This is a genomic window from Acinetobacter lactucae (assembly GCF_013122135.1).
In the GTDB taxonomy this organism is placed as follows: domain Bacteria; phylum Pseudomonadota; class Gammaproteobacteria; order Pseudomonadales; family Moraxellaceae; genus Acinetobacter; species Acinetobacter lactucae.
Genome location: NZ_CP053391.1, coordinates 63,157 through 83,865 on the forward strand (window position 1 = coordinate 63,157; position 20,709 = coordinate 83,865).

General features: G+C 39.5%; 20 protein-coding genes. 10 read left to right on the forward strand and 10 right to left on the reverse strand.

The features are described from left to right. Positions 1-92: 92 nt before the first annotated feature. The 4 genes from HLV59_RS00290 to dapA form a co-directional block, all read right to left on the reverse strand. On the reverse strand, positions 93-296 hold the full coding sequence (locus HLV59_RS00290) for a hypothetical protein (protein WP_016143866.1): 204 nt from the start codon (positions 294-296) through the stop codon (positions 93-95). Positions 297-485: 189 nt separating this feature from the next. Further along, on the reverse strand, positions 486-1,205 hold the full coding sequence (gene purC / locus HLV59_RS00295) for a phosphoribosylaminoimidazolesuccinocarboxamide synthase (protein WP_002119240.1): 720 nt from the start codon (positions 1,203-1,205) through the stop codon (positions 486-488). Between the two features lie 36 nt (positions 1,206-1,241). After that, positions 1,242-1,844 (reverse strand): lipoprotein-34 precursor (NlpB), encoded by a 603-nt coding sequence (locus HLV59_RS00300; protein ID WP_082183009.1) that lies wholly within the window; start codon positions 1,842-1,844, stop codon positions 1,242-1,244. A gap of 15 nt (positions 1,845-1,859) precedes the next feature. Then, the gene (gene dapA, locus HLV59_RS00305) at positions 1,860-2,753 is read right to left on the reverse strand and encodes a 4-hydroxy-tetrahydrodipicolinate synthase (protein WP_016143864.1); all 894 of its coding nucleotides are present in this window, start codon (positions 2,751-2,753) and stop codon (positions 1,860-1,862) included. A gap of 329 nt (positions 2,754-3,082) precedes the next feature. Here dapA and pncA point away from each other — a divergent pair, with 329 nt between their 5' ends. The 3 genes from pncA to HLV59_RS00320 all read left to right on the forward strand — a co-directional run bounded on the left by pncA (position 3,083) and on the right by HLV59_RS00320 (position 6,238). After that, positions 3,083-3,727, forward strand: a complete 645-nt coding sequence (gene pncA / locus HLV59_RS00310) for a bifunctional nicotinamidase/pyrazinamidase (RefSeq protein ID WP_125698285.1) — start codon at positions 3,083-3,085, stop codon at positions 3,725-3,727. Between the two features lie 53 nt (positions 3,728-3,780). Next, a complete protein-coding gene (locus HLV59_RS00315) occupies positions 3,781-4,719 on the forward strand; it encodes a bile acid:sodium symporter family protein (protein ID WP_016143862.1) in 939 nt (312 codons plus the stop codon). A gap of 175 nt (positions 4,720-4,894) precedes the next feature. Next, on the forward strand, positions 4,895-6,238 hold the full coding sequence (locus tag HLV59_RS00320) for an MATE family efflux transporter (RefSeq protein WP_171429058.1): 1,344 nt from the start codon (positions 4,895-4,897) through the stop codon (positions 6,236-6,238). Positions 6,239-6,258: 20 nt separating this feature from the next. Here the strand turns inward: HLV59_RS00320 and HLV59_RS00325 are convergent, their stop codons facing one another. Beyond that, entirely contained in the window at positions 6,259-6,729 is a 471-nt protein-coding gene (locus HLV59_RS00325; RefSeq protein ID WP_171429060.1) for a DUF523 domain-containing protein, read from the reverse strand. Between the two features lie 525 nt (positions 6,730-7,254). On the opposite strand from HLV59_RS00325, the gene hppD reads away from it, so the two are divergent. Further along, complete coding sequence (hppD, locus tag HLV59_RS00330) at positions 7,255-8,310, forward strand: 4-hydroxyphenylpyruvate dioxygenase (protein ID WP_081172468.1); 1,056 nt, start codon at positions 7,255-7,257, stop codon at positions 8,308-8,310. Between the two features lie 70 nt (positions 8,311-8,380). Here hppD and HLV59_RS00335 read toward each other — a convergent pair whose 3' ends face one another. The 4 genes from HLV59_RS00335 to fahA form a co-directional block, all read right to left on the reverse strand. Continuing rightward, positions 8,381-9,160 (reverse strand): IclR family transcriptional regulator, encoded by a 780-nt coding sequence (locus HLV59_RS00335; RefSeq protein ID WP_061874160.1) that lies wholly within the window; start codon positions 9,158-9,160, stop codon positions 8,381-8,383. 296 nt (positions 9,161-9,456) lie between these two features. After that, positions 9,457-10,005, reverse strand: coding sequence for a VOC family protein (locus HLV59_RS00340; RefSeq protein WP_016143857.1), 549 nt, complete (start codon positions 10,003-10,005; stop codon positions 9,457-9,459). Between the two features lie 17 nt (positions 10,006-10,022). After that, complete coding sequence (gene maiA, locus HLV59_RS00345) at positions 10,023-10,655, reverse strand: maleylacetoacetate isomerase (RefSeq protein WP_171429061.1); 633 nt, start codon at positions 10,653-10,655, stop codon at positions 10,023-10,025. Continuing rightward, entirely contained in the window at positions 10,642-11,949 is a 1,308-nt protein-coding gene (gene fahA, locus HLV59_RS00350; protein ID WP_081172470.1) for a fumarylacetoacetase, read from the reverse strand. Before fahA ends, maiA begins: the two co-directional genes overlap by 14 nt. A 356-nt stretch (positions 11,950-12,305) precedes the next feature. Here fahA and HLV59_RS00355 point away from each other — a divergent pair, with 356 nt between their 5' ends. The 3 genes from HLV59_RS00355 (at position 12,306) to zigA (ending at position 15,952) form a co-directional block, all read left to right on the forward strand. Beyond that, positions 12,306-13,694, forward strand: a complete 1,389-nt coding sequence (locus HLV59_RS00355) for an amino acid permease (RefSeq protein WP_081172473.1) — start codon at positions 12,306-12,308, stop codon at positions 13,692-13,694. Between the two features lie 163 nt (positions 13,695-13,857). After that, on the forward strand, positions 13,858-14,544 hold the full coding sequence (zrlA, locus tag HLV59_RS00360) for a D-Ala-D-Ala carboxypeptidase ZrlA (RefSeq protein ID WP_081172476.1): 687 nt from the start codon (positions 13,858-13,860) through the stop codon (positions 14,542-14,544). Positions 14,545-14,686: 142 nt separating this feature from the next. Then, positions 14,687-15,952, forward strand: coding sequence for a zinc metallochaperone GTPase ZigA (zigA, locus tag HLV59_RS00365; protein WP_081172478.1), 1,266 nt, complete (start codon positions 14,687-14,689; stop codon positions 15,950-15,952). A gap of 34 nt (positions 15,953-15,986) precedes the next feature. Here zigA and HLV59_RS00370 read toward each other — a convergent pair whose 3' ends face one another. Further along, positions 15,987-17,099, reverse strand: coding sequence for an acyltransferase family protein (locus HLV59_RS00370; protein WP_081172481.1), 1,113 nt, complete (start codon positions 17,097-17,099; stop codon positions 15,987-15,989). 353 nt (positions 17,100-17,452) lie between these two features. On the opposite strand from HLV59_RS00370, the gene hutC reads away from it, so the two are divergent. The 3 genes from hutC to hutU all read left to right on the forward strand — a co-directional run bounded on the left by hutC (position 17,453) and on the right by hutU (position 20,706). After that, entirely contained in the window at positions 17,453-18,205 is a 753-nt protein-coding gene (gene hutC, locus HLV59_RS00375) for a histidine utilization repressor (RefSeq protein ID WP_081172484.1), read from the forward strand. Next, on the forward strand, positions 18,202-18,777 hold the full coding sequence (locus HLV59_RS00380; protein WP_171429063.1) for a HutD/Ves family protein: 576 nt from the start codon (positions 18,202-18,204) through the stop codon (positions 18,775-18,777). The genes hutC and HLV59_RS00380 overlap by 4 nt, the downstream gene beginning before the upstream one ends. A 261-nt stretch (positions 18,778-19,038) precedes the next feature. Continuing rightward, on the forward strand, positions 19,039-20,706 hold the full coding sequence (hutU, locus tag HLV59_RS00385; protein ID WP_171430558.1) for a urocanate hydratase: 1,668 nt from the start codon (positions 19,039-19,041) through the stop codon (positions 20,704-20,706). The last annotated feature ends 3 nt before the right edge of the window (positions 20,707-20,709 follow it).

Consider the following 20,709-nt stretch of genomic DNA (forward strand, 5'->3'; position numbering starts at 1 on the left):
CTCAGGATAAATCTAGTCTATTCATAACAGCTTTATGTATTTTTTTATAAATTGAATTCGCAATAGTAGAGCAGATCATCAAAAAAATAAGATTAAAAAAATGTATAAGTTCTTAAAGTGCGGATGAGTGCCATATAGTCACCTTGAGAAGCTTGAGCAATAACAGATTCAACTTCTGCCTGACTCCAGCCTTGTTTTAAAGCAGAATTGCTAAAGTTGGTTAATAAGACCAGAGGATTCTCACCAAAATGGACTGGATGATTGATTAATCTCTTTTCAAGCTTAGATATTTCCATAGGATCACTCTGGTTTTAAATTTAATTATTGTGAAGTACTTTGTGTTTTTTTAGATTTTAGTGTTTTAAATTAAGATTGTGCAAGCGCTAATTTATTTTAATAGACAAATCTGTCTATATTGTTTTGGTTGTATTGCGCTGAATATAAAAAAACCGGGCTTCAGCCCGGTTTTTTTGAAGTTTTACTGATTAGATGTCAGATAAATCTACGCCTAAACGAGCAGCAACTTCTTCATAAGCTTCAACAACACCGCCTAAACCTTGACGGAAACGGTCTTTGTCGAGTTTCTTCTTAGAGTCTTTATCCCATAAACGACAGCCGTCTGGAGAGAACTCATCACCAAGCACGATACGGTCATGGAAAACACCGAATTCAAGCTTGAAGTCCACCAAAATCATGTTGCCTTCAGCAAACAATGCTTTTAATACATCGTTTACTTTATAAGTTAAAACTTTCATTTGTTCTAACTGTTCAGCAGTCGCCCAACCTAAAGCAATCGCTTGAGATTCGTTAACCATTGGGTCGCCTAGACCGTCATCTTTATAGAACAATTCAAATGTAGGAGGAGTTAACTCTTTACCTTCTTCTACACCTAAGCGACGGCATAGAGAACCAGCTGCGTAGTTACGAATTACACATTCAACTGGAATCATTTGAAGTTTTTTAACAAGCACTTCAGTTGGAGAAAGCAATTTTTCAAAATGCGTTTCAATACCCGCAGCAGCAAGTTTTTCCATGATGAAGGCGTTAAAACGGTTGTTCACCTTGCCTTTACGATCTAGTTGTTCGATTTTTTCGCCGTTGAACGCAGAGGCATCATCACGAAAGACTAAAATCAGATGGTCGGCATTGTCTGTTTCATATACAGATTTTGCTTTACCAGTATAGAGCAAGGTTTGTTTTAACATGAGGGAACCTTTTTAAAAAAAATGCCTAGTAAACGACTAGGCTGGCCAATTTTGGTAAATCTGGTTTAACACTTCAGCAGCCACATCTGGACTTGCAAAAGTGTTATCTACATTAAATAGAGCAAGAGTATGACTAGAACCTACACCAGTAAGTTTAAGCACATAAGTATTGTCATTTACTTTAATCGTCGCCTGATTACTACCTTGAGCGATGATGTTGAAATTTAAAGTACTTAAAGTTGCTTTGGTGTATTGCCAGATCTCGGCTGTATTTCCATCAACTTTTAACAACGGGTTTTTATTACCGTCAGTCACAAGTTGAGGACGTCCAAGGGCGGTCGTGGTTTGAGCAGACGCATCTGCTGTAGCGTTACCTTGCGTTTGTTCAGGGCGTGGCAATTCAAAACGGTTGCCACGCTTGTTTTCAAACTTCGGTGCGTTATCGATAGCGCGCTGTTCTACAGTTGGTGCAGGATACAAAGGTGTCGCTGGTCGTACAGTTGCATCGGCAGGGTACTCAAGCGGGGCAAGTTGCTTGGCATTTTTATAATCTAAAGAATGATTATTAATTGCGAAGCGACTACAACCAGCTAAACTTAAGGCTGAAACTGCAAGGACTAAACCAAGACGTAATTGCATCATAAATTGCTCTTATTAAATAATTCCCGCATCTTTTAGGGCATTGCGGAGAGGTTCGCGATATTGCTCAGCGAGAGGAGTGAGTGGTAAACGAATACCAGTATCAATCAGTCCCATCTCATGTAGTGCCCATTTCACAGGAATTGGGTTTGATTCGCAAAATAGAATATTGTGTAAATTTGCAATCTTATTGTTAAGCGCCTTCGCTTGTTGCTCATCTTTGGCAATCGCAACAGCACATACTTCGCTCATGGCTTTAGGGGCAACATTTGCAGTAACCGAGATATTCCCATCAGCGCCAAGAAGCATAAGTTCCCATGCTGTCTCGTCGTCACCTGAGTACACAGCCATCTTGCCATTTAACGCCTCAATTAAAGCTTTACCACGAGGGACATCACCTGTCGCATCTTTAATGCCGACAATATTCGAGATCTCTGCTAAACGTACAGCTGTGTCGTTTGAAAGGTCTACGCCAGTACGACCAGGCACGTTATATAGAATAAGCGGTAATTCAACAGCTTCAGCAATCGCTTTATAGTGTTGGAATAGGCCTTCTTGAGTTGGCTTGTTATAGTATGGCGTTACAAGTAAAGCTGCATCTGCGCCAAGATCTTTCGCAGCTTTAGTTAATTCGATTGCTTCACGGGTTGAGTTTGCACCAGTACCGGCAATAATTGGAATACGTTTATTGGCTACACGAATAATTTCTTTAATAACCTGTGTGTGCTCTTCCATGCTCAATGTTGAGGCTTCGCCGGTTGTACCGACGGCTACAATACTGTTTGTACCTTGTTCTATGTGCCACTCAACCAGCTTCTCAAGACCCTTCCAATCTACACCGCCGTCTTTCAACATGGGTGTGACGATTGCGACGATTGAGCCTTGAATGGTCTGTGCTTGCTGAGTCATTTTTAAAAATATCCTATTTATCCATCCGAATCTGAGGTAAGAAAAACAAAATGTGGGATGGTTGCAGTATTTTGATTGTCCAGTTCTAACAATAACAGATTGTTGAATGACAATTATGCAAATTATGACTGATCAGACGCATAAGAACAATACGCCTAACGGATAATCGCGATGTAAACTTGAGGAAAAGATAGGATGTTTTCATTATTGCCAGCTGAGAGAGACCCGTAAATATAACAATACAGCCTGATTCGACTGGGCCTTACTTAATATAGGCTTTTTTTATGGCAAGATAGAATGCAATTTTCCCGATTGGGATTGAAGATGACATGAATATGAATGAACAACCCCAAAATGCGGCTTTAATCGTAGTTGATGTACAAAATGGTTTTACACCGGGTGGAAACTTAGCAGTTGCCGATGCCGATACAATTATTCCAACCATTAACCAATTGGCCGGTTGTTTTGAAAATGTCGTTCTGACCCAAGATTGGCATCCGGATAATCATATTTCTTTTGCACAAAACCATGCGGGGAAACAGCCATTTGAAACGATTGAACTCGACTATGGACAGCAGGTGCTTTGGCCTAAGCATTGCGTACAAGGTACCAAAGATGCTGAGTTCCATCCTGATTTAAATATTCCGACCGCTCAACTGATTATTCGAAAGGGCTTTCATGCTCATATTGATAGCTACTCGGCTTTTATGGAAGCAGACCACGCCACAATGACGGGTTTAACGGGATACTTAAAAGAGCGTGGCATTTCTACGGTTTATGTGGTCGGAATTGCCACGGATTTTTGTGTCGCATGGACTGCTTTAGATGCAGTTAAACAAGGTTTTAAAACTTTAGTGGTTGAAGATGCTTGCAAAGGTATTGACTTGAATGGTTCATTAGAAAATGCATGGCAAACCATGCAGCAACAAGGTGTTGTCCGTATTCAATCTACTGATCTGTTGAGCGAGCGCTAAATATATTGCTCTAGTTTTTAACTTTCATATTTTAATTTTTAGGGATAGAAAGTATGGCTGCATTTCTACGCTTTACCCAATTTATTCAAAAAACATTCGCGCTATGGGTGATTGTTTTTGCAGCGCTAGCACTATGGCAGCCTGAATTTTTTGTCTGGCTCAAAGCATACATTCCATGGATTTTGGGGATTATTATGCTCGGCATGGGAATGACCATGACTGTCGATGATTTTAAAGGGGTATTACAAAGCCCTAAAGCCGTACTCATTGGAGTCGTAGCGCAGTTTGTAGTGATGCCGGGTTTGGCATTTATCTTATGTAAATTATTTAATTTACCACCTGAAATTGCAGTTGGGGTTATTTTGGTTGGATGTTGTCCAGGTGGAACGGCTTCAAACGTAATTACCTATATGGCTAAAGGCAATGTGGCTTTATCAGTGGCCTGTACATCGGTATCTACGCTTTTAGCGCCTGTGCTAACACCTGCGATTTTCTATTTGCTTGCCAGCCAATGGCTAAAGATTGATGCAGCTTCGATGTTTATTTCGATTTTGCAGGTGGTTCTGCTTCCTATTGTGGTTGGTCTGATTTTAAGAACATGGCTTAAACGTCAAGTCGAATCTTATATTCAAGTCATGCCTTTAGTTTCGGTCATTGCAATTGTAGCGATTGTGGCAGCCATTATTGGTGGAAGCAAAGCAGCCATTCTTCAATCGGGCTTGCTCATTTTGGCTGTGGTGATTTTACATAATGGGCTTGGATATTTATTAGGTTTTGCAGCAGCGAGATTCTTTAAATTGCCTTATGCGGACAGTAAAGCTATTGCTGTAGAAGTCGGAATGCAAAACTCAGGTTTAGGTGTTGCGCTCGCCGCAGTGCATTTTGCTGCATCTCCAATTACTGCCGTACCAAGCGCGATTTTCAGTCTTTGGCATAATATTTCTGGGCCTGCGCTTGCGACTTATTGGGCAAGTAAACACAAACAAGAATAACTGTAGAAAAAATGAATTAGAAAATGAGACCAAACGAATAGTTTGGTCTTTTTTATTTAAAGCATATTTTATGGGAGCTAAAGGTAGAGCTGGTATGTCTTTTGCTTTGGATTGATGCACTAAAAATAACGTGAATATGAGTATAAATCGCAAAGAAAAATAAGGTATTTCCTAGATGAACCAGATTTTTAAATTATTTATTCCCATGCTCTCAAGCAATTTAATTCTAGTTTTAAGTGGATTGATTGATATTGCTTATGTAGGGCATTTTAGTAATGACCATGTCGCCGCATTATCGGTGACCTTATCTTTATATACAGTGGTTTATGTCATTGGGATGGGTATTCTGCAAGGTGTGATCCTCAAGCTCTCGGAAGCTTATGGTTGCCATGACATACCCCATATTCGTCAAATTTTTATTCAAGGCATTTGGCTGATGTTAGGTTCAGCGTTGCTGAGTATTGGCTTGCTTTACTTGTTCCGTGATTTACCAAAATTATTTGGTGCATCTGTACATGTCGTTTCAATTACTAAAAACTGTATTTGGCTTTTGGTATTTATTTTACCTGCGCATTTACTGATGCGCTTATGTACAGCTTTGTCTCAGGTCACTGAAAATGCGCATAGGGTTTTACTATCAGATAGCATATTCTTCATTCTTAAAATTATTTTGTCCTATCTTTTGATTTATGGTGTCGCTTTATTTTCAATTCCACCACTCGGTGCCATGGGGGCCTTGTTAGCCACTCTCATTGTACGGTGGTTTATGCTGGCTGTTTATTACGTATTTTTCTTGGAGAAAGGATATATCTTTATTGAGCAACCAGAACGGTCAGTTGAAGATAGTCGACAAAGTCTGCGTATGATTTTAAAAATAGGGATACCGACCACAATCATAGCATTGATGGATGTCGTTGCATTTTGTTCGGTTGCTATTTTGATTTTGCCTTTTGGGAGTATGGTGTCCGCAGCCCATCAAATTGTCACAAGTACCAGCGGATTCATGTTTATTATCCCTTCATCAATTGCCTCGGCTTATAGCATATTGGTGTCACGCTCTATGGGCAGTGGGAACATGGAAGAAGCAAATAAAATTGCCAGACAAAGTATATGGGTGATTATGGCGGTGAGTGGCAGTCTGTCCCTATGCTTATGGTTAGAGCGGGACATAATAGTTACCTTCTATTCAGATGATTTGGCCGTAAAAATTTTGGCTGCATCACTGTTGTTGATTGCCTGTATGTTTCATTTTCTAGATGGCTTAATGGCGTTATTGACCTCTTTATTGCGCTGTTGGGATGTGTCGATTTTACCGATGCTGATTTTCTTGGTCATGGTGTTGTGTTTCGGATTGGGTGGGGGTTGGTGGATGGCCTATAAAGGACTGCATTGGCAGAATATCTCGATTTCTGCGATGGGAATTTATGGTTTTTGGTGGATGGCAGCCATAAGTTATTTTGTGGCTTGTCTAATGAGTGCCATATGTTTCCGTTTTAGAAAACAATTAAGAGGGTTTTGATTGGGTAGATCAACGCAACCTTAAAGAGGATGTTCTGCTAAACAATCTTCAATCTCGTTTTCAGAAATCACTTCAAAACCATGGCGCTGCAAAAGCGCTGTGGTGATTCCAACTCCCGTAATTTTCTCGCCTTGAAAAGTACCGTTATAAATTTTTTGACTACCACAAGATGGGCTATTTTCTTTTAATACCACACAAGTTGCTTTTATTTGTTGTGCGACTTCAAGTGTGCGATAAGCACCTTTTAAATATAAATCAGTCACATCTAAACCAGATGAATCGGTAATTTTTGCTTTGCCATCAAGTACATCTTGACCTGTTCCTCCTACAATCTCTGCGGGTAAGCGAGGTGTAGTAAAACCCCCTAATAACTCTGGGCATAATGCTTGGGCTTTTTTATTGATTAATAGCTGCTTAAGTCGGGTATTTGGACAAGATTTACCATCATATCGAACAGGTTCACCAATTAAACAGGCGCTCACTAAGATCATAAGTTTTCCTAAATCAAATGGATGGCGTGGCTGACTATAAGAATCATAAAAAAAATTTGAAAACTGACCATTAATTTTAAAATAGCTTAATTCAAGATTACTAAAATTATGCAATTCATAATTAAGTTATGTATTGCATAATTTAATTGTTTTTAGTAGCATCTAATTCAAGGTAAATGGCCATTGGAGATCCAACAAGGATGTTGGTCTCCATAAATCTATAAATGATTTTTAGGAAAAGACGATTTTTAAGGGTTTATTGAAAAATCTCAATCGTACTTTTAGATAACAAAGGACAGTGTGTATGGAAAATAAACACCACATGGAACGGAAATTAATCATTAAAGGCTTTACGCCCATCATATCTTCGTTTTAGCGACTCGTTTTTTTCTCATAGGATGCGTTGGGTTAAGCCAATTTGACGGTTCAAGTCTTCGCCCAATGACCACGTATTCTATAGAGAAAGGAGCTGAGTTCATCAGCAATAGAGATAAACGGAACAGGTAATCACCAGAGGGAAACTAGATGGATATTTTAGAGAACCCATTAGAATTATGCGGTTTTGCATTTATTGAATTTGTTTCAAAAGAAAATGAATTAGATCCAGTTTTTGAAACAATCGGCTTTTCAAAAGTAGCCAAGCATAAATCGAAAGAAGCGTACTTATGGCGTCAAGGAAATATCAATATTATCCTGAATTATCAGCCAGAATCTTATGCTTCATTCTTCTTTAATGAACATGGTCCATCTGCTTGTGCGATGGGTTTTAAAACACGTGATGCAGCAAAAGCTTTCCAAAAAGCAGTAGAGCTTGGTGCTGAACCAATGTATTCAAAAGTTGGGCCAATGGAGCTCAACATTCCGGCAATTAAAGGTATTGGTGGCATGCCAATCTTTTTAGTTGACCGTGATATTTATGAAAATGACTTTGTTTTCTTTGATGATGCCGAAAGACATCCAGTAGGTGCAGGCTTAAACGAGATTGACCACTTAACTCATAATGTCTACAAAGGCCGTATGGAGTATTGGGCAAACTTCTATGAGAAAATCTTTAACTTCCAAGAAATTCGTTACTTTGATATTAAAGGCGAATATACAGGTTTAACATCTAAAGCATTAACAGCGCCAGACGGCATGATTCGTATTCCTTTAAACGAAGATTCAGACAAAGGAAACGGCCAAATTGCAGAATTCTTAGCTGATTTTAATGGTGAAGGTATTCAGCATATCGCATTTATTTGTGATGACTTAATCTCGACTTGGGATAAGTTAAAAGGCCTTGGTCTGAAATTTATGACTCCGCCGCCAAATACGTATTATGAAATGCTAGAAGATCGTTTACCTGAGCATGGTGAACCGACTGATGAATTAAAACAGCGCGGTATTTTGCTCGATGGTAATACTAAAGATGGTCAGAAGAAATTGTTATTGCAAATTTTCTCTGAAAATATGATTGGTCCAGTCTTCTTTGAATTTATTCAACGTAAAGATGATGATGGTTTTGGTGAAGGTAACTTCAAGGCATTGTTCGAGTCGATTGAACGTGACCAGATTCGCCGTGGTGTTTTAGAAACTAAATAAATAAGCTGAGCTTTATTCCTGATCTAAAAAAACCAAGAGTTTGACCTCTTGGTTTTTTTATGGCTATTGATTAGCGGCTTTTAATATATTGATTGATGAGGTTTACTTCATTTTTTAAGATTTCAATCGTTTTACTGTGAGGGTCGACTGGTAAAAACATTTCACTGTCCAGTGCGACAATACAAAACTCAATGCTCTGGTTTGAGTTAAACACAGGTAAACCTACCGCATTAATTCCTGTCAGTAAATCACCTTTCGCTGCCGACATTTGTTGCTGGCGAATGGTTTCTTTAAGCTCTGTAAATGCTTGCCAGTTTTGTGGTGCAATGTGCAGACCAAGTTCTTGATGCTTTTGCCATTCTGCTTCCATTAAGGGGCGAACAAAATGCTCTGGAAGATAAGAAGCAAATAGACGTCCCGCAGCAGAATTGACTAAAGGCATAATCGAGCCGACTTTAGTCACAATCGAAATAGGATGGTTTGATTCAATCGATTGAACCACGACAGGGCCTTTTGGTGACCATTTACTAATTTGTATACCGCAACCAATTTTGTTTTGTAGGTCGTAAATTAAATGCTGTACCAGCTGTAGTGTGTCGCTATGCTGAACACAATTGAGACCTAAGCGCCATGCCTGATCACCTAAAGCATATTGCCCATCATCAAGCTGTTTCGCATATTCCATGCGAATGAGGCTAACCAGATAGCGGTGAACCTTGGCAGGATGCATTTCTAGCTTGCTAGACAGATCTTTGAGAATAATAGGTTGATTGTGTTCCAAAAGGGCGTTTAGTACAGATAAACCGACTTCAAGTGATTGAACCCCCCCAGATACTTTTTCTTCAATCATTTAAATACCCTTAATAAATTTACTTCAGCTGTTAAACAGTGACGATCAAAACATAAATTGAAATTGGTGCGTTTTACATCATGCCTGAGCCTAGTGAAAAATAGAAATCACCTTTTTCTATTAGCGAAATTGACATGTTTAATAATCAACAATTTTCTAAAATCACTATGCTCTCATTTATAGCGCAATTTTCTAGAAATTTAGCGCTTTTAAATAATATAAATCGGCATTGATATAGAACCGTTCATTTAAACAATTCTAATCAATGCCGATTTTTTTTGTGCGCTCTTTAAAAATTAGGTTCCTAACTCTTCTTCATGTAAGAAATGAGTATGGTGTGGAGCACGTTTGGTTTTGCTCCATTCCTCTAGCATTTCAGTTTTCATCTCTTCAGTAATTTTTGCAATTTTTTCTTCAGCATGCACATCGTTATAAGTCAGTTCTAAACGGTGGCCATTTGGGTCAAAGAAGTAAATTGAGTGGAAAATACCGTGGTTGGTTACGCCCAAAACTTTCACGCCATTTTCTTCTAAATGTTGCTTGGCAGCCATCAGCGCATTTAAGTCTTCAACTTCAAAAGCAATATGTTGTACCCATTGAGGCGTATTTTCGTCGCGCCCCATTTCTGGTTGAGTTGGCAATTCAAAAAATGCCAAAACGTTACCTTGCCCGGCATCTAAGAATAAATGCATATATGGGTCAAAGGCTTTAGTTGAAGGTACATGGTCCTCAGCAAAAGCTAAGATGAAGTCCATGTTGAGCATTTTTTTATACCACTCAACGGTCTCTTTCGCATCCTTACAACGATATGCAACGTGATGTATTTTTTTAATGGCAAATGTCATGTTAAAACTCCTTTTTACTATTCCCAATCTGGTTGTTGTTCTGGTGCCGCGTTATAGAAGGCTGGGATAGACAAACAATGGTGATAAATCGATTCAATTTTTGGAAACGCAGATAAATCAATCTTGAAGCGTTTCGCGTTGTAGACCTGTGGAATCAGGCAGCAATCGGCAATAGTTGCTTGCTGTCCAAAGCAAAATTGTCCATTTGAATCTTGAAGTTGCTGTTCGAGATTTTGAAAGCCTTCAATAATCCAGTGCTGATACCAATAATTTTTCTGCTCATCTGAAACATTTAAGTCATTTTTTAAGTATTTCAGTACGCGTAAGTTGTTTAACGGGTGAATATCGCAAGCGATTGCTTGGGCAAAAGCGCGAACTTTTGCTCTCTCTTGCACATCACTTGGAAGTAGTTTGGTTTCTGGATATTGCTCATCCAGATATTCCAAAATACTTAACGATTGAGACAAGGTTAAATCGCCGTCAATTAAAGTCGGAACGAGAGCACTGCGGTTTAACTTTAAATAGTCTTCGCTTTGCTGTTCATTTTTTACCAGATGGACTGAAACAGTCTCATAAGCTAAACCTTTAATGTTTAGACCAATCCGTACTCTGTAGGCTGCAGAGCTACGGAAGTAACTATACAGCTTCATAGTCAGGCTCCGAAGTTTCTGCAAAATCGAAATTTAATGCAGGAAGGACTGTATTTCGAACTTCACCGAAGCCAATGCGAATACCATTTTTCTCACAGTGGCCTTTCATAATGAGGGTATCGCCGTCTTGCAAGAAACCACGAGTTTCACCATTGGCGAGTGTTAATGGCTTGGTGGTGTTCCATGTAAGCTCAAGCAAGCTACCATACGAATCTGGTGTAGAACCTGAAATGGTACCTGAACCCATTAAGTCACCGACCTGAACATTACAGCCACCAATAGTATGGTGAGTGAGCTGTTGAGCCATAGACCAATACATATATTTGAAATTAGTTTTGCAGATCACATCAGCTTGTGCTGATTTCGGGCTTTGAATTTCAACACTCAAATTAATGTCGTAACTGTTGGCGATATTTTCTTGTAAATAAGCAAGTGGCTTCGGTTCTTGTTTTGGACCTTCAACTTTAAATGGCTCAAGTGCTTCAAGTGTTACCACCCAAGGAGAAATCGAACTTGCAAAAGTTTTTGCGTTAAATGGTCCAAGTGGAACATATTCCCATTGCTGGATATCGCGTGCTGACCAGTCATTGAGTAATACCATTCCAAAAATATGGTCCCATGCATTTTCAATTGAGATCGGTTGCCCAAGCTCCGTTGGTTTACCAATAACAAATGCGGTTTCAAGTTCAAAATCGAGTTTACGTGTAGCTGAGAAAACTGGGCGCTCTTCATTTGGAAGTTTAATTTGTCCAGATGGTCGTACAACTTGAGTGCCACTGACTACAACAGAGCTAGCACGGCCGTTATAACCGACAGGCAATTCAGTCCAGTTTGGCAGTAAAGCATTTTTAGGGTCGCGGAACATACAGCCTACATTGGTGGCATGTTCTTTAGAAGAATAGAAATCGGTATAACCAGGTACTTGAAGTGGTAAATGCAACGTAACGCTGTCTTGCTTAACCAAAACTTCCTGACGCAATGCTTCATTTTCTTGAAGCGTTAAATTTTCAACCGAGAGAAGAGACTGTAGTGTCTTACGAACTTTTGACCAGTTGGCTTTGCCAGACTCGATAAATTTATTCAGTGTAGGCTGGTTAAAATATGTGTCTTGTTCTGAAAGTTTTAAAAGACCGTGCTTTTCAAGCGCAGCGAGATCTATCACCCAATCACCAATAGCTACACCAACTTGACGCTCACTTTCGTTAGCTCTGCTAAAAACACCGTAAGGCAAATTATGAATAGTGAAATCTGATTGAGGTGAAACTTCAATAAAAGAGTTTAGTTTTTGTTCCATTTTCGCGTCCTTGTCTTTATCTCGGGTCTTATACAAATAAAAGTTCGGCCTAGGACTGAGCTACTCAATAAGTTTTAACCTTTGCTTAGATCATCTTTTGTCTTATGAGTTTGATATAGACCGAGCACAACCAATTGCTTCATGTCTCTATAATACTGAATTCATCAAATTACGCAATACATAATTTAATTACACATTTCATAATAATTGTCATTTCTTGTATTTTCTGTTTTCATTCGCGGTCATGAGAAAAGTCACGCAATTATTTTTTCATGAATCTCTATGAAAGTTTGATTAATTTATGATATACGTAATTTATTGGAAAAAAATTACGTGACACGGATGAGAATAATCATATGTCAGCACAAGAGCAAGGAAACCTGAAACATGGTTTGAGTAATCGGCACATCCAGCTTATTGCATTGGGTGGGGCGATTGGCACAGGGCTTTTTCTTGGTATATCACAATCGATTAAATTAGCAGGTCCATCGGTCATCCTCGGTTATGCCATTGCAGGATTTATTGCTTTTTTAATGATGCGTCAGCTTGGCGAAATGGTGGTTGAAGAACCAGTCAGTGGATCTTTTAGTCATTTTGCCTACAAATATTGGGGACCATTTGCAGGGTTCATGTCAGGATGGAACTATTGGGTACTCAATGTCCTCGTCTGTATGGCAGAACTCAGTGCAATTGGTCTTTACATTCAATATTGGTGGCCGCAAATCCCGACGTGGGCATCTGCTTTAACCTTCTTTGTCTTAATTAATGGCATTAATTTGCTACATGTTAAGTTTTTTGGCGAAATGGAATTTTGGTTTTCTATTGTCAAAATCTTAGCAATTCTTGCAATGATTGGCTTTGGTTCATATCTACTTGCAACAGGCACAGCAGGTCCACAGGCAAGCATTTCGAACCTTTGGGCACTTGGCGGTTTCTTTCCGTTTGGTGTTGAAGGCTTAGTGATGGCAATGGCGGTCATTATTTTTGCTTTCGGTGGTATTGAGCTTTTCGGTATTACTGCGGCTGAAGCACGTGACCCTGATAAAACTTTACCTAAAGCTGTGAATCAAATTATTTACCGTATTTTGATTTTCTATATTGCGACACTTTTTGTTTTATTCTCGCTATTCCCATGGAATCAAATGGCACAAGGCGGAAGCCCGTTTGTGATGGTTTTTGCTTCTTTAGATAGCCAAGGCATTGCAACGTTATTGAACTTTGTCATTTTGACAGCAGCAGTTTCGGTTTATAACGGTACAAGTTATTGCAGTAGCCGTATGCTATTGGGCCTTGCACAACAAGGAAATGCACCAAAAGTATTTGCACATATTAATAAACGCGGTATTCCAACTAATGCTGTGATCCTTTCTGCGGCAGTCACTATTTTATGTGTACTGTTAAACTATATTTTCCCTGAAAAAGCATTTGGTTTACTCATGATGTTGGTGGTTGCAGCGATTGTGATTAACTGGGTAGTCATTTCATGGACGCATTTAAAATTCCGTAAATTTATGATGCGCCAAGGGCAAAAAACGAAGTTCCCAAGCTTTATGTATCCGTTTAGCAACTATCTGTGTATCGTGTTTATGTTGGGCATTTTAATTGTGATGTCTTTAACACCAGATATGCGTGTTGCGGTGATGATGATTCCTGGCTGGATCTTATGTTTGATGGTGGCTTATCAATTTAAACGCCGAAAATTAAAAGCTGAGCAGTCTGTACCTGCCTTAGAAGCAGATATTTAATAAGTTCTTGAGTTGTATTTAAAAAGGAGGTCTGAGAGGCGTCCTTTTTTATTTTTAAAATTTAGCAACAGAAATTAAAGGATTTTATTATTGTTATAATATAACATTTCATTAATTTAATGATGAGCAATTTTCCCATTTTTGGTGAAGATAGAACATATTTATGAAGCGTTATTTCGGTTTAATTTTATTATCTCTCACAGCATGTAGTACTCAGCCACCCAAGCCAACAACTCCTTTACAAACTCAGACGTCTTTACCTCAACCTACAAAACCAGTAGTCAAAATAAAACCTCAACCTGAGGCGTATGTTGCATGGTTAGCTACAGGAGATCACAGGCAGGCTGTACAAGCTTACAAGCAATTTCTTAAGCAAAAGGGACTTGCAGATTTAGTGCCAGACCATGAGTTATTAAGCTCAGCTCGAGATTGGGAAAAATGTGGAGTTGAGGCTTATGCGGTGCCACCACGCGAGATTTGGTCCAATATTGTTCCGACGCTTAGCATTTTAAAAGCGTTAGTTGAGGATGGCGTAATTAATGATTTTGAAGTGACTTCGGTCTACCGTGCTTTATCTCTAAACCGTTGTGCGGGTGGTGCAGATGCTTCTCGACATGTCTTTAATGCAGCACTTGATTTTAGAATTGGGCCAGAGCAGCCTAGCGACTTAGACCAGTTCAATATTCAGCAAACTAAAACTAAGCTTTGTCAGTTCTGGGCGACTAAAGGCCAAGCGCTTAATATGGGACTGGGTGTTTATGCTTCAGGACAAATTCATATTGATAGCCAAGGATTCCGTGCATGGGGGCCTGACCATCACTACAAAACCTCAATTTGTCAGGGACTATAAAAGCAATTTTTTCAACGACTAAGTAAATTAGCTTAAATAAAAGCGGAATAAAAACTTGATCAATAGTTATGTTATAACATAACATTAATATGGTTTAGAAATAGATTACGCCTGTGATCTGGCCATATCTAAATGGCCAGCCATGATCAGTTTAAATATTATTCGAAGAGATCAAGCCATGCGCACTGCAATCGCCAACTCATTTGCCAAGCTTCCCGTCACTGTTTTATCAGGCTTTTTGGGTGCAGGAAAAACCACATTACTCAACCATATTTTAAATAATCGTGAAGGCCGCCGTATTGCCGTGATTGTCAATGATATGTCTGAGGTGAATATTGATGCTGCATTAGTACGTGAAGGTGGGGCAGAGCTTTCAAGAACGGATGAAAAGCTGGTGGAAATGAGTAATGGCTGTATCTGTTGTACGTTACGCGAAGATTTATTGGTTGAGGTGAGACGTTTAGCCGATGAAGGGCGCTTTGACCAATTGGTGATTGAGTCGACAGGCATTTCTGAACCACTGCCTGTTGCAGAAACCTTTACCTTTGAAGATGAAGAAGGAAACTCACTCAATGAGTTTGCTCGACTCGACACCATGGTCACGGTAGTCGATGCTTTTAACTTTCTTAAAGATTACAGTTCAGTTGACTCCCTACAACAACGTGGTGAGTCTTTGAGCGAGCAAGATGAAAGAACTGTAGTCGATCTTCTCATTGATCAGATCGAGTTTTGTGATGTAATTGTGCTGAATAAAATTGACCTGATTGATCGGGCTCAGCAAGACCAGCTTATCGCAATTTTAAAAACATTAAACCCGCGTGCCCGAATTGAAATTGCTCAATTTGGAAAGATCGCTTTAGATAAAATTTTAAATACACAGCTATTCGATTTCGATGAAGCTGCCCAAGCACCAGGCTGGTTAAAAGAGTTACGTGGTGAGCATACGCCAGAGACTGAAGAGTATGGAATCAGTAGCTTTGTTTACCGTGCCCGTCGACCTTTCCATCCCGAGCGTTTTTATGATTTGGTGCAGGCTGAATGGCCGGGAGTCGTGCGTTCTAAAGGCTTTTTCTGGTTGGCTGCTGAACCGACATTGGCTTATTCATGGTCACAAGCGGGTGCGATGGCGCGGCATGGCTTGGCAGGTTATTGGTGGGTCGCCGTTGCAGAAGAAGACTGGCCGAGTGACCTAGCCAGTATTGAAGAAATTAAGAAAAATTGGCATGCCCGCACAGGCGATGCACGTCAGGAGCTGGTTTTAATTGGTATGCAAATGGATGAGCAAGCTTTAATACAACGCCTAGATCTTTGCTTATTAAGCGATGAAGAAATGGCTTTAGGTCCACAAGTTTGGCAGAGCTGGTCTAATCCTTTTAAGCAAGAAGATGAAACCATGTTGATCGCTTAACAAAGTAAAGCCCCTATTTTAAAGGGGCTTATTTTTATAATTTGTCTTTAATAAAAACCTTTCGAATATAGCTGTTAAGCGGTGTGGAATAGTATTTTTCAATCGCTGCGCTAATGATAAAAGTCAAAACCAGATAGCCAATTAAAAGCATAATTTTGATGCTAGAGTCGGTTTGAGTCGGAATAAAAGTAACTTTCATAAGACCCAGCACAACCAGATGAAACAAATAAGTTTCATAACTTCTTTGCCCTAACCAGCCCATCACTTTGGTAAATAGGTTATGCGCTTGTGTTTGGGAAGGATGCTGAAAACACAAAATCAGTAAGCCTGTGGCAAGAGCAAATAAGCTGATACCCCAAGTACTCACTTCTTTAATTGGCGCATATAAATAAAGAGCGGTCATGCTCAAAATAATTAACCACGAAAGAGGTTTTTTATAGTGCCAATTTGGCTGATATTTATGAGAAAAAATCGCCGTTAAACAACCAATTGCTATGCCATCAAAACTCGAAAAATAATGATATAAATAGGCGCCGCTTTCTTCTCCAAAATGGAGAGATCTAAAATAAGGCCCGTACAAAATCACTCCAATTAGTACCGCAATAAAGACCTTATTACTACGCGTGAGCAGGCACAATAATGGAAAAACAAAGTAAAAAACTTCTTCTACAGAGAGCGACCACAACACGCCTAAAGCATAGTTTACCCAACCGAATTTAATAATCAGGATATTCATCCAGAAGGTTAAAGCTGCAAAAATTGTTAGTGGATAGGAAACCTCAATGCCATTGGGGGCTTGGTTTATAAAGGGTTTTAAGTCAAATGACCCAAGCACACTTACACCTAAAATGAGTAATACCAGACACGGTAAAATACGCGCCGCCCGCCGGATATAAAAATGCTTGAGATTAATTGCGGAGAATTGTTTATCTCTTTTTAAAGTGTGATGAGTAATTAAAAAACCCGAAATCACAAAAAACATGGTGACGCCATAATTTCCATTTCTTGCGATGACTGTGCTAAATGCTTCACCTAAGAAATCAAAACCTAACCATGTGTCTTTAAGTTTATAGGGAATATTAAAATGATGTAAAAGAACCAAAAGGATAGAAATTCCTCGGAGAATATCTATTTTATAATTACGCATTCGATGTGCTTCCAGTTTTATTAATATACTGTGTGGCAGAAGAATACTATCGATCAGTTATTTTAAATAAAAATTTTAAGCAGCATTTCGTAAATCAGAAAAGACCATACTTTTCACGTCCTTGAATGGAGCAGAGGCTTAGCAGAAATAACTATTAAATAAATATTGATAAAAGCTTAATATATTTGAATTTCTCTACATAAAACTTTAAATTAGCTCTTATTGAGCTATGTTTATTTTTTAAACTTTTTAAAAGCTATTTAATTCATAAATTAACATGTTGTATGTGGTTGTATATACATAGCATGTCAACTAAAATACCTTTTTGCCTGCCGCCTTTTTGAGTATTTGTTATGCCCAGAACATCAAAACAAGAACATGCTGAGCTTTCGATTGAAGCTGATAGTCCAGTTCCTCTATATCAACGCGTCAAACAGCTGATTTCACAAAAGATTTATGAAGGCTCGTGGGCTGTAAATAAAAAAATTCCTTCGGAAAGTGAACTGGTGAATCAACTCGGCTGTAGCCGTATGACTGTAAACCGTGCGCTTCGTGAATTAACGACTGAGGGTTTATTGGTTCGCATTCAAGGCGTTGGTTCTTTCGTTGCTGAAGGGCAAGGCCGAACTGCACTTTTTCAGATTAACAATATTGCCGATGAGATTATTGCACGAAACCATAAGCACCACGCTGAAGTTTTAGTCTTAGAACAAATTAATGCAAATGCAGAGCAAAGCGTGTTAATGCAGACTCGCGAAGGGCAAAGATTATTTCACTCGATTATTGTGCATTATGAAAATGATGTACCTGTTCAGGTCGAAGATCGTTTAGTTGAGGCAGCACTAATTCCAGATTACTTAGAACAAGATTTTAAAACCATTACGCCTAATGCTTACCTCATGGCAAAAGCACCCGTGACAGAAGGCGAGCACATTGTTGAGGCCGTTTTAGCATCTGCTCAAGAGTGTAAATGGTTGAAGATCAACAAAGCTGAACCATGTTTATTGATTCGTCGTCGTACATGGTCAAACAAACAGCTCATTTCAAGTGCGCGTTTGATCTATCCGGGTAGCCGCTATTATCTCGAAGGGAAATTTAATCCATGATTGAATTGATCAGGGCCGATCAATATACAAAAATGCTTTGGAAAAATGGTGCAGGTTTTACTTTAGAAATTGCTCGAAGCCAAGGTGAGGCTGACTTCGATTGGCGCATTTCGATGGCAGATGTGACTACTTCTGGACCATTTTCGCTATTTCCAAATAAGCAGCGCATTATTAGCGTACTCGATGGACAGGGCATGATTTTGCATGTCGATGATCTTGCTGCCAAAAAGCTGAACCAAGGTGAAATTCTTGCTTTTCATGGTGAGAGTCATGTCCAAAGTGAACTAGTAGATGGGGCAATTCGGGACTTAAATTTAATTTATGATCCTGCAAAGTTTCATGTCCGTTTTCAGTGGTTGAATGATGCAGCGGCTCAAGCATTTATTAGCTCGGCAGACCTGATTTTTATTTTTAATCAGGGGGGTGAAACACAAGTAAATGTGGATGATCATTCCGTTCAGCTTGCTACCCATGAAACTTTAAAAATTGAAAAAAATACTGGTGTAACATCGGTTCATTTTACTCAAACTCAGGCAAAAAGTTGTTATGTTATTGAGCTAATTCAGCGTTAAAACTTAAGTAATTTACTTATTTAAAAGTACATGTCTCGTGAAAAGACATGTGCTTTTTTTATGCTTAATATAAAAATAAATTAATTTAATTCATAACCTTATTAATTATTTTTAAAAAAATACGAGCAAGCCTCTTCACGCCGAAAAATATTTGTGTAGTATATGGATGTATATACAAGTTAATACATTACTATACAAATGCAGAAACAAGAGATGTTCTGCTGATGTAAGCTCAAAGGAAGGAGTCCGCCTGTGACAACAATGACAACAAAATTTCGTGATGTAGAAATTCGTGCGCCACGCGGCACTGAATTGACGGCTAAAAGTTGGTTAACTGAAGCTCCATTACGTATGTTGATGAATAACCTTGATCCGGACGTTGCAGAAAACCCGAAAGAGTTGGTTGTATACGGTGGTATTGGCCGCGCAGCACGAAACTGGGAATGTTTCGACAAAATTGTAGATACTTTAAAAAATCTTGAAACTGATGAAACGTTATTAGTTCAATCAGGCAAACCAGTCGGTGTATTTAAAACTCATAAAGATGCACCACGTGTTTTAATTGCAAACTCAAACCTTGTACCGCACTGGGCAAACTGGGAACATTTCAACGAGTTAGACGCAAAAGCTTTGGCTATGTATGGTCAAATGACAGCAGGTTCATGGATCTACATTGGTAGCCAAGGCATTGTGCAGGGTACTTACGAAACTTTCGTTGAAGCAGGTCGTCAACACTACAACGGTGACTTAAAAGGCCGTTGGGTTCTTACTGCTGGTTTAGGTGGTATGGGCGGTGCTCAGCCTTTAGCTGCAACACTTGCAGGTGCGTGTTCTTTAAACATTGAATGCCAACAAGCAAGTATCGATTTCCGTTTACGTACCCGTTATGTAGATGAACAAGCGACTGATTTAGATGACGCTTTGGCGCGTATTGACCGCTATACAAAAGAAGGTAAAGCAATTTCAATCGCGCTTCATGGTAATGCTGCTGAAATTTTACCTGAGCTTGTTCGCCGTGGTGTACGTCCAGACATGGTGACTGACCAAACAAGTGCACACGATCCACTCAATGGCTATTTACCAGTAGGTTGGACTTGGGATGAATACCGTGAACGTGCAAAAACTGAACCAGAAGCTGTTGTAAAAGCTGCAAAACAGTCGATGGCGAAGCACGTACAAGCGATGCTCAATTTCCAAAAAATGGGTGTTCCAACATTTGACTATGGCAACAACATCCGTCAAATGGCAAAAGATGAAGGCGTAGCAAACGCTTTTGATTTCCCTGGTTTCGTACCTGCATACATCCGTCCATTGTTCTGTCGCGGTATTGGTCCATTCCGCTGGGCAGCGTTGTCTGGTGACCCAGAAGATATTTATAAAACAGATGCCAAAGTTAAAGAATTAATTCCTGATGATGAACATTTACATCACTGGTTAGACATGGCTCGTGAACGCATTAGCTTCCAAGGTTTACCAGCGCGTATTTGCTGGGTAGGTTTAGGCTTACGTGCAAAACTTGGTTTGGCATTTAACGAAATGGTTCGTAGCGGTGAATTATCAGCTCCAGTTGTGATTGGTCGTGACCATTTAGACTCAGGTTCGGTTGCAAGTCCAAACCGTGAAACTGAAGCAATGCAAGATGGCTCAGACGCAGTATCAGACTGGCCTTTATTAAATGCGTTGCTCAATACAGCAGGCGGCGCAACTTGGGTGTCTTTACATCACGGTGGTGGTGTAGGTATGGGCTTCTCTCAACACTCAGGCGTTGTGATTGTGTGTGATGGTACAGATGAAGCTGCTGCACGTATTGCGCGCGTACTGACCAATGACCCTGCAACAGGTGTTATGCGTCATGCCGATGCTGGTTATGAAATTGCGATTAACTGTGCGAAAGAGCAAGGTCTACACTTGCCAATGATCACGCAATAAAAA

What these genes read in the sequence shown, in the direction of transcription:
- hutC (WP_081172484.1), top strand. Translation starts at nt 17,453, where the DNA reads ATGCCCAGAACATCAAAACAAGAACATGCTGAGCTTTCGATTGAAGCT.
- HLV59_RS00315 (WP_016143862.1), top strand. Translation starts at nt 3,781, where the DNA reads ATGGCTGCATTTCTACGCTTTACCCAATTTATTCAAAAAACATTCGCG.
- HLV59_RS00340 (WP_016143857.1), bottom strand. Translation starts at nt 10,005, where the DNA reads ATGACATTTGCCATTAAAAAAATACATCACGTTGCATATCGTTGTAAG.
- HLV59_RS00355 (WP_081172473.1), top strand. Translation starts at nt 12,306, where the DNA reads ATGTCAGCACAAGAGCAAGGAAACCTGAAACATGGTTTGAGTAATCGG.
- maiA (WP_171429061.1), bottom strand. Translation starts at nt 10,655, where the DNA reads ATGAAGCTGTATAGTTACTTCCGTAGCTCTGCAGCCTACAGAGTACGG.
- HLV59_RS00325 (WP_171429060.1), bottom strand. Translation starts at nt 6,729, where the DNA reads ATGATCTTAGTGAGCGCCTGTTTAATTGGTGAACCTGTTCGATATGAT.
- HLV59_RS00290 (WP_016143866.1), bottom strand. Translation starts at nt 296, where the DNA reads ATGGAAATATCTAAGCTTGAAAAGAGATTAATCAATCATCCAGTCCAT.
- HLV59_RS00320 (WP_171429058.1), top strand. Translation starts at nt 4,895, where the DNA reads ATGAACCAGATTTTTAAATTATTTATTCCCATGCTCTCAAGCAATTTA.
- HLV59_RS00335 (WP_061874160.1), bottom strand. Translation starts at nt 9,160, where the DNA reads ATGATTGAAGAAAAAGTATCTGGGGGGGTTCAATCACTTGAAGTCGGT.
- zigA (WP_081172478.1), top strand. Translation starts at nt 14,687, where the DNA reads ATGATCAGTTTAAATATTATTCGAAGAGATCAAGCCATGCGCACTGCA.
- purC (WP_002119240.1), bottom strand. Translation starts at nt 1,205, where the DNA reads ATGTTAAAACAAACCTTGCTCTATACTGGTAAAGCAAAATCTGTATAT.
- zrlA (WP_081172476.1), top strand. Translation starts at nt 13,858, where the DNA reads ATGAAGCGTTATTTCGGTTTAATTTTATTATCTCTCACAGCATGTAGT.
- HLV59_RS00370 (WP_081172481.1), bottom strand. Translation starts at nt 17,099, where the DNA reads ATGCGTAATTATAAAATAGATATTCTCCGAGGAATTTCTATCCTTTTG.
- fahA (WP_081172470.1), bottom strand. Translation starts at nt 11,949, where the DNA reads ATGGAACAAAAACTAAACTCTTTTATTGAAGTTTCACCTCAATCAGAT.
- HLV59_RS00380 (WP_171429063.1), top strand. Translation starts at nt 18,202, where the DNA reads ATGATTGAATTGATCAGGGCCGATCAATATACAAAAATGCTTTGGAAA.
- hutU (WP_171430558.1), top strand. Translation starts at nt 19,039, where the DNA reads ATGACAACAAAATTTCGTGATGTAGAAATTCGTGCGCCACGCGGCACT.
- HLV59_RS00300 (WP_082183009.1), bottom strand. Translation starts at nt 1,844, where the DNA reads ATGCAATTACGTCTTGGTTTAGTCCTTGCAGTTTCAGCCTTAAGTTTA.
- dapA (WP_016143864.1), bottom strand. Translation starts at nt 2,753, where the DNA reads ATGACTCAGCAAGCACAGACCATTCAAGGCTCAATCGTCGCAATCGTC.
- pncA (WP_125698285.1), top strand. Translation starts at nt 3,083, where the DNA reads ATGAATATGAATGAACAACCCCAAAATGCGGCTTTAATCGTAGTTGAT.
- hppD (WP_081172468.1), top strand. Translation starts at nt 7,255, where the DNA reads ATGGATATTTTAGAGAACCCATTAGAATTATGCGGTTTTGCATTTATT.